Here is a 7,728-nt window from a genome sequence, read left to right as displayed (position 1 = left end):
CGGTGAAGGCACCCGGGAAGCGGTACCAGTTCCAGTACGGCACGCTCAGCGACAGCCAGCTGAAGACGCCGAAGGCCAGGCCGATGTAAAGCCCGCGCACCACGCCGGTACCCGCCCGGATCAGAACCAGCACCAGGACCAGCGCCGCCAGGGTGTCCGAGAGCCACTGGTGGAACAGGTTGCCGCCCATTGCCATGGGGTCCTTCCCATAGGGCGAATAAACGATGAAGGCATACGGCGAGGCCTTGGCCTTTGCCGAGAACGCGGCGACGGCCTTGTCATCGCCATGCTTGGCCATGTCGTAGTGCGGGAGGACGTAAATGCCGTGTTCGGCGGGCAGGCCGTCATGCAGGGCGGAGAGCACCTTGTCCTCGTCCAGCGGCGCGCGCATGGACATCTCGCCCAGTGGCAGCACCATGTGCGCGAAGGCGCCCCAGAGGAACATCACGAGGCCACCGATCAGGGTTGCGATGGCGATGCGCATGGCCGTTCTCCGCGGTGGGTGTGGGCCGAGGGTACGTCGGCCCAGCCACCGGGAGTATCGGCCTTTTGGCAGGGGGTACGGTAGCCGCGACACCCCACCCACCCTATCGGGCGAATCCTGATTTTTCGGAGCTTGCTTGCGGACTGGCGGCGGAGCCTTACTCAGTCCTTCTGGCCCCGTGCCGCGGCACGGGCGGCACGCAGCGCGGTGAGTTTCTCGCGCAGCTTCACTTCCAGTCCACGGTCGACCGGATCGTAGAAGGTCATGCCGACCAGTTCGTCGGGCAGGCATTGCTGGTCGAGGGCGATGCCGCCTTCCACGTCGTGGTCGTACTGGTAGCCGGTGCCGTAGCCCAGGCCTTTCATGAGTTTGGTCGGCGCGTTGCGCAGGTGCATGGGCACGTCGAGGCTGCCCATCTGCTTCACCGTGGCGCGGGCCTTGTTATAGGCCATGTACGCGGCGTTGCTCTTGGGCGAGATGGCCAGCCAGATGGCGAGCTGGGCGAGCCCGAGTTCGCCTTCCGGGCTGCCCAGGCGCTCGAAGGTATCCCAGGCGTCGAGGGCCATGCGCCAGGCGCGCGGCTCGGCCAGGCCCACGTCCTCCACCGCCATGCGCGTCATGCGGCGGGCGAGGTAGAGCGGGTCGCAGCCGCCATCGAGCATGCGCGTGAGCCAGTACACGGCGGCGTCCGGATCGGAAGAGCGCACGGATTTGTGCAGCGCCGAGATCTGGTCGTAGAACTGCTCGCCGCTCTTGTCGAAGCGGCGCGTGCGATCGGCCAGCACCTGTTCCAGGGTGGTGTCGTCGATGCGCCCGTTTTCGGCCAGTTCGGCGGCGATTTCCAGCAGCGTGAGCGCGCGGCGCACGTCGCCATCGGCGGCGCTGGCGATGAGCTTCAACGAGGCTTCGTCCACGCTCAGGCCCAGGTCGCCCAGGCCACGTTCCTTGTCCGCGAGCGCGCGATGCAAGGCGCCGACGATGTCGTCCGCGCTCACCGCATCCAGCACGTGCACGCGGCAACGCGAGAGCAACGCGGAGTTGAGTTCGAACGAGGGGTTTTCCGTGGTGGCGCCGACGAAGATGATCACGCCGCGTTCGATATGCGGCAGGAAGGCGTCCTGTTGCGCCTTGTTGAACCGATGCACCTCGTCCACGAACAGCACGGTGCGACGGCCTTGCGCGAAGTTGCCCTCGGCCTCGGCCAGCGCCTTGCGCACGTCCGGCAGCCCGCTCATCACCGCGGAAATCGCGCGGAAGTCGGCGTCGGCGTAGCGCGCCACCAGCAGGGCCAGCGTGGTCTTGCCGCAGCCCGGCGGCCCCCATAGGATCATCGAATGCACCCTGCCCGCTTCCAGCGCGCGGCGCAGCGGCTTGTCCTCGCCCACCACTCGCTGCTGGCCGACGATCTCGTCGAGCGCACGCGGACGCATGCGCTCGGCCAGTGGTTTCAGGGCTTCGGGTTCGGCGAAGAGGCCGGGAGACTGGAAGGACATGGGAATCGACGCGGACAGTGAACGGGCATTATCGCGCGTTCACCGTGCACGGTGCCTCAATGGCTCATTCGCCGCCGGGCCGGGGTTTGCGCAGCAGGCTCGCGGCCATGCCCGCCACCAGCGCGGCGCCGAGCAGGAGCACCACCCAGAGCAAGGGGCGCGTCCAGTCGAACGGTGCCCCGCTATCGTCCAGCGCCTTGCGGCCCGCCAGTTCCTGGCCGGGGCCCGTCGTGGCGGTGGCGGGCCGCCAGGCGGCACCGCCATCCTTGCGCAGGGCCGCGATGGCGTCGTCGATCGGCCAGGCGGGACGGCGCGCGGCACGGCTGCCGACCAGCAGGCGATACGGCGCGTCGCCTTCGGGCAGGAAGACGAAACGGTCCGGGCGCCAGCCCACCGAGAGGCGTGGCGATTCGCGCAGCGGCGTCGCCGAGTGCAGGCGCAGGAGTTCACGGCGGCCACGCGATACCTCCAGCGGATGGCGGCCACCGCCATCCTGTCCCGGTGTGACGACGAGGGTACCGAGTTGCTCGGCGCTCATCGTCCCTTCCACGGCGATCGCATCGAAACGGGCCACGTTATCGCTCTTGCCGAGCGTCACGCGCAAGGCGCTCACCGGCAGGGCCGCAGGCAGGCGATAGTCGTAATCGACGCCCTGCCCGCTCGTGCTCGTGTCGGTGGCGGCGAGGTCCAGCCAGCGGCGTGGCGCTTCATCCTTCGCCGAGGCATCTTCCACCGTGCCGGACAGCGTCACCGTGGCGACGGCACCGTCCGTCCAGGGCGCGTCGCCACCGGTCACGCGTACGCGGTAGTAACGCGCCGGGGCGCCGGTGAGCTTCACCGCGCGCGCATCCACCGCGCCGTCGCCCTTGCCCAGGGTCACCACGGAGGCGCTGCGTACCAGCGGTGTCCAGTCCTGCAGGTTGCCGCTGGCGTCGATATCCAGGGTGAGACTGGCGTCGCGGTCGAAGGGCGCGAATTCCAGGCGTTCGGGCGCGACGGGTTGGCGCGCGTCGAACAGCCAGTCACGGGGTGCGCCACTGGCGGGAGCGGCGCCGGGTTCGATGACGATGTCGCCGTTGGTGCTTCGCTGGATGCGTGGCCCGGCGATGCCACCCGCGCTTTGCGGCACGGCGAGCAAGGGCGCATCGAGTGTGACGGGATGCGAGGTGGGCGCGGCGGGCGCATACGGACCGGCGGCCACCTGGCGGCCGTGCGCGTCGACGATCACGACATCGGCCAACCCGGCATCGCGGCTGGCCCAGGCATACGCATCCTGCGGCAACTCCACGACGTATGCCTTCGCGCCGAGTTCGTGCTGGATCGGATAAGCCATCGCGAACGGCAGTGGCGCATCGGCGTGCGCCGCCGTCGCGACGAAGGACAAGACGAAGAAACAGCGACGCCAGTCACGACGCATGCGAAGACTCCGCGGAAGAGGCCGCACCCTGCCGTGGCGGCGCGGGCGCGAGATAACCGATGACCGTGCACAACAGGCCATAGGCGATGAACGAGGCGATGCCGAACAGGTTGCCGAGGTGACCCCGGTCGACCAGCAGCAACTTCAACAGCACCAGCGCCATGGTCGCGGCGCCGGCCATCCAGAGCAGGCGTTGCCCGCGCTTCGAGCCGAGCACCCAGGCCACCACACCGATCACGCTCCAGACGACGGTGAGCGAAAGCTCCGCGAGGCTGGAGCCCGGCATGTCGCCGTTCCACGGCACGCCGCCGAGGTGGTGCACGGCGCGCAGCGTCATGCTGGTGGCCATGATGAAGAACACCACGGCGAGCACGGCCGGACGCGTCGCGCGTACCTCGCGCGGGATCGCCTCGTCGGAAATCGCCCGCGCCACGAAAAGCAGCACCGCCACCAGCAACAGGTCCACCGGGTTGAGCACGGGCACGAAGGGCAAGGGTTTCGGGTTGCCGGCCGTGCCGAGTGCCGCGATGCCCACCGCGATCATCGCCAGCGCCGCGCAGATGCCGACCGCATAGCGGATCTCGCGCGCATGTCCGGACAAGGGCGAGGCCAGCCAGCGCACGGCCCACAACACCAGCGCCGCCAGCGACAAGGTCGGCACCGCGGCGGCGAGCAGGCGCCAGCCTTCGCCGAGTGCCGGCGCCGCGTCGAGCGCGAGCACGATCGCCACGGTGAAGATCGCCGCCCAGCGCACCCACCACACGGTGGCCGAGGCCACGGCGGCGACGCGATGCGAGGCGACGCCGCGCAAGGCGAACCAGCCCGTGATGGCCATGACGACCACGGCGCCCAGCGGCCAACGAGCCAGCGGCTGGATGTTCGCGTTGGCCGCGGACAGCACCACCACCAGGCCCCCCAACAGGAACAGGGGCACGCCGAAGGCCAGCACCACGCCGAGGTCGAGCTTGCGCGCACGCGGGCATGCCAACCCCAGCAAGCACGCGGTCACCGATGACAAGGCCAGCCAGCAGGCGGATTCGATCCCGGCATCGATCACGAAGGTGTCGATCTCGTTGGCGAAGCCCACCAGCCACCAGAGCACCGCCCATACGAGCAAGCCGATGCGCGCGAGCCCCGACACGCCGCGCGACATGCCATGCCGGTCGAACTGCCAGACGCCCACGCTCGCGCCGATCACCAGCAGCAGGCTGCCGATGAAGGTCGCGTTGAGCAGCGGCGTGTCGTTGTAGTGGTGATGGAAGAGCGAGGCCAGCACCCACGCCACGCCCGCGGCCAGTTGCAGGAACACACCGGCCCAGCGTGGCAGGCGTCGCGCCTGGCGGAAGCCCAGCCAGATCAGGCCCGCGCCTTCCAGGGCGAACACGCTTGCCGTCACGCTCGCGCTCAGGGCCAGCGGCACGGCGATGGTGGCGAAGGCCACCGCAAGCACGGCCCAGGTCTCGCGCAACAACGCCATGTCGTCGCGCTTGCGAATGGCGAAGGCGATGGCCACGTAGATCGCCGCCGCGGCCAGCGCCGAGAGCGCCAGCGGCATCGGCTTCCAGTCGAGCAGCGCGCCTTGCAGCAACAGGCTGACGATCGGGTTGCCGAACATCAGGCAGCCGTCGAGGATGGCCCGTTCGCGCTTCGGCGAACGCAGCACGTGCAACCACGGCACGGCGAGGTAAAGCAGGAAATGCAGGAGGAGGAACGGTTCGGTGCTGGCGAACAGTGCCGGCTGGTAGCTTAGGACACCCCACGTGGTGGCCACGCCGAAGGTGGCGATGAAACCCAGCACGTTGAGTACCCGCCACGCGCGTTTCCACGCGATGCCGAGGATGCCGAGGTTGAGCACCGCGTAGTACGAGAACAGGGCGACGTGGTTGCCTTCGCCGGTCGACGCGATGATCGGCGCGGCGAAGCCGGCGACGAGGCCGAGCACGGCGAGTGCGAGGGCGTCTTGCAATACCGCCAGCACACCGAGCGCGCCGACGAAGACGATCAGCAAGGCGAAGGTCCAGCCGGCGGGAAGCAAGCCGTAGAGGCGGTAGGCGGCGAAGACGGTCATCACCAGCACGCCGATGGCACCGCCTTGCAGCGAGAGCGCGAAGGCGCGGCGCTTGTCGCGCTGCCACCAGCCGAAGGCGGCACCGGCGATGGCCGCGAGCGCGACGACGATCAGGCGTACCGATACGGGGATGCGCAGCAGGCCGTTGTCGGAGGCGTATTTGAGGAAGGCGGCGATGCCGGCGAAGAGCACCAGCATGCCAACCTTCACCGGCACGTTGCCTTCGGTGAACCAGCCTTTGATGGCGGTGGTGAGGCGGTCGGCGATACCGGTTACTCTGAGCCCACCCACAACGCCGCCACGCCATACCGCCCTCGCCCTGCATGACCTTCCGCACCCCCAACGCCCGCCATCTCATGCTCCTGCTGGCGGCGTTGTTCGCATGGCTCCCGCCGGTCCACGCCACGGACCCCACGCGTACGCTGGGCCAGCTCCACCACATCGCACTGCGTGCGGAAGAAGGCGCACCGGCCAGCATCGTGTCGATGGCGCAGACCGAGGATGGCTGGCTCTGGCTCAGCACGCGCATGGGCCTGTTCCGTTACGACGGCTTCACCTTCGAGAAGATCCCTCTCCAGCCACCGTCGAGCAACGAGAGCGAGGCCACCTGGACGATCTACGCCGCGCCCGGCGGCGATCTCTGGGTCGCCGGGGCGAACGGTGGCGTGGCGCGCGTGCGCGATGGCAAGGCCACGCTCTATGGCACCGCCGACGGCCTGCCCGACCATGTCGCCATCAACGAGTTCGCGACCGATGGCGACGGTGGCCTGTGGGCCGCCACCGAGGTCGGCATCTACCGCCTCGACGGCTCCCGCTGGAAGGAAGTGTCGTCCGAGTGGGGCATTCCCCGCGAAGTCGACATGTTCATGGAGGACGCGCGTGGCAACCTCTGGGCCGGCACGGAGCGGAACCTCTACGTGCTGCGCAAGGGAGCGCGCCGCTTCGAGGACAGCGGGATACGCAGCGGTTCGGCCAGTCACCTGATGCTGCATCCCGACGGCAGCCTCTGGCAGCGGACTGGCGCAGGTTTCCGTCCCTTGCCCGGCGAATGGGGCAAGCCCTTTCCCCATCCGCGTCCGCGCCGGGCGAACAGCACCACCACGGCCTTCGACCGCGACGGCAACCTCTGGACGGTGGCCTGCGCGGTGAACCTCTGCCGGATGGCCGCGAAAGACGTCGGCAACTCCACCACCGGCGACGCCAGCGAACCGGCGATGCAAACCTTCAGCGAAGACCTCGGCATGACGTCGCAGGCCACGATGACGCTGATGGAGGACCGCGACGGGCATGTATGGATCAGCACGAAGATGGGCCTGGATACCTTCCGCGACACGTGGCTCTCGCGCGTCCGCTTTCCGAAGCCCGAGGTGTACTTCGCCCTGGTCGAAGACGGCCACGGACACGTCTGGACGGGCACGGCGGCGCGCACCGTCTATCCCGACCTGTTGTGGAAGCTCACGCCCGACCCGGTCGCGGTACCGGGTTTCGACGGCGCGATCAACAGCGCTTACCGCGACACCGACGGATCGCTCTGGTTCGGTGGCAGCGGAACGCTGTGGCATAAGCGCGGGGGGAAGATCGACACCGTCGACCTTCCCGGCGATGCGGCCGAGCGAAGAACGATCGTGCAGGCCATGGCGCGCGACGGCATGGGCCGCCTGTGGATCTCGTTGCGGCTTCGCGGCGTGTACGTGCGCAACGCCGACGGCTGGTTGCCCGCGTCCACCATCGCGCCCTTCCCCGCCCTCGCACCCTCCATCATCCACGTGGACCCCGCGGGGAAACCGTGGTTCGGCTATCTCGACGGCACGGTGGCCACGCTCGACGGCGACACGCTACGACGTTTCGACGCCGCCACCGGCATGGAACAAGGACCGGTGACCGCCATCGCCAGCATTGGCGACCGCCTCGTCGTGGGATCGGAACATGGCCTGTCGTTCTTCGACGGCGAGCGCTTCCAGCGCCTCTCCGCGCAACCGGCGGATCGCTTCAATTCGATCACCGGCATCGTCCGCAGCAAGGAAGGCTGCGTCTGGGCCTACGGCATCGCCGGCGTGATCCGGTTCACTCCGCAGGCATGGGATGCCGCGTTGAAGCAGCCGAAGGTCCCCGTCGAAGTCCAGCTGCTGACGATGGAGGACGGTCTCGCCGGGCCGGCACAGCTGGTGCGGCCGTTGCCGACCGCGCTCGCGGCCAGCGACGGACGCCTGTGGTTCGCCGGTTCGCAAGGCCTCGCCTGGCTCGACCCTTCGGTACCGCCCTCCCC

The 7,728-nt window shown here is 68.9% G+C and carries 5 protein-coding genes; 1 reads left to right on the top strand and 4 read right to left on the bottom strand.

The window, feature by feature from the left end; translation table 11 throughout:
• From ACR9ZJ_RS18190 to ACR9ZJ_RS18175, 4 genes are all read right to left on the bottom strand, one after another.
• Window positions 1-484, bottom strand: a 484-nt coding sequence (locus tag ACR9ZJ_RS18190) for a hypothetical protein (protein ID WP_481288559.1), incomplete at its 3' end; no start/stop codon positions are given.
• Window positions 485-645: 161 nt separating this feature from the next.
• The gene (locus ACR9ZJ_RS18185; protein WP_481288558.1) at window positions 646-1,977 is read right to left on the bottom strand and encodes a replication-associated recombination protein A; all 1,332 of its coding nucleotides are present in this window, start codon (window positions 1,975-1,977) and stop codon (window positions 646-648) included.
• Between the two features lie 64 nt (window positions 1,978-2,041).
• Entirely contained in the window at window positions 2,042-3,394 is a 1,353-nt protein-coding gene (locus ACR9ZJ_RS18180; RefSeq protein WP_481288557.1) for a DUF3999 family protein, read from the bottom strand.
• The gene (locus ACR9ZJ_RS18175) at window positions 3,384-5,753 is read right to left on the bottom strand and encodes a DUF2339 domain-containing protein (protein ID WP_481288556.1); all 2,370 of its coding nucleotides are present in this window, start codon (window positions 5,751-5,753) and stop codon (window positions 3,384-3,386) included. Before ACR9ZJ_RS18175 ends, ACR9ZJ_RS18180 begins: the two co-directional genes overlap by 11 nt.
• Before the next feature lie 32 nt (window positions 5,754-5,785).
• On the opposite strand from ACR9ZJ_RS18175, the gene ACR9ZJ_RS18170 reads away from it, so the two are divergent.
• On the top strand, window positions 5,786-7,728 hold a 1,943-nt coding region (locus ACR9ZJ_RS18170), incomplete at its 3' end, for a hypothetical protein (RefSeq protein ID WP_481288555.1).

It is taken from the genome of Luteibacter sp. KNZ12-1A, assembly GCF_056755675.1.
The sequence above is the reverse complement of the archived record's forward strand: the minus strand, read 5'-3'. Positions and strand labels throughout refer to the sequence as shown.

Excerpts from the sequence above, each read along its gene's own strand:
- ACR9ZJ_RS18185 (WP_481288558.1), bottom strand. The coding sequence starts at position 1,977 with ATGTCCTTCCAGTCTCCCGGCCTCTTCGCCGAACCCGAAGCCCTGAAA.
- ACR9ZJ_RS18180 (WP_481288557.1), bottom strand. The coding sequence starts at position 3,394 with ATGCGTCGTGACTGGCGTCGCTGTTTCTTCGTCTTGTCCTTCGTCGCG.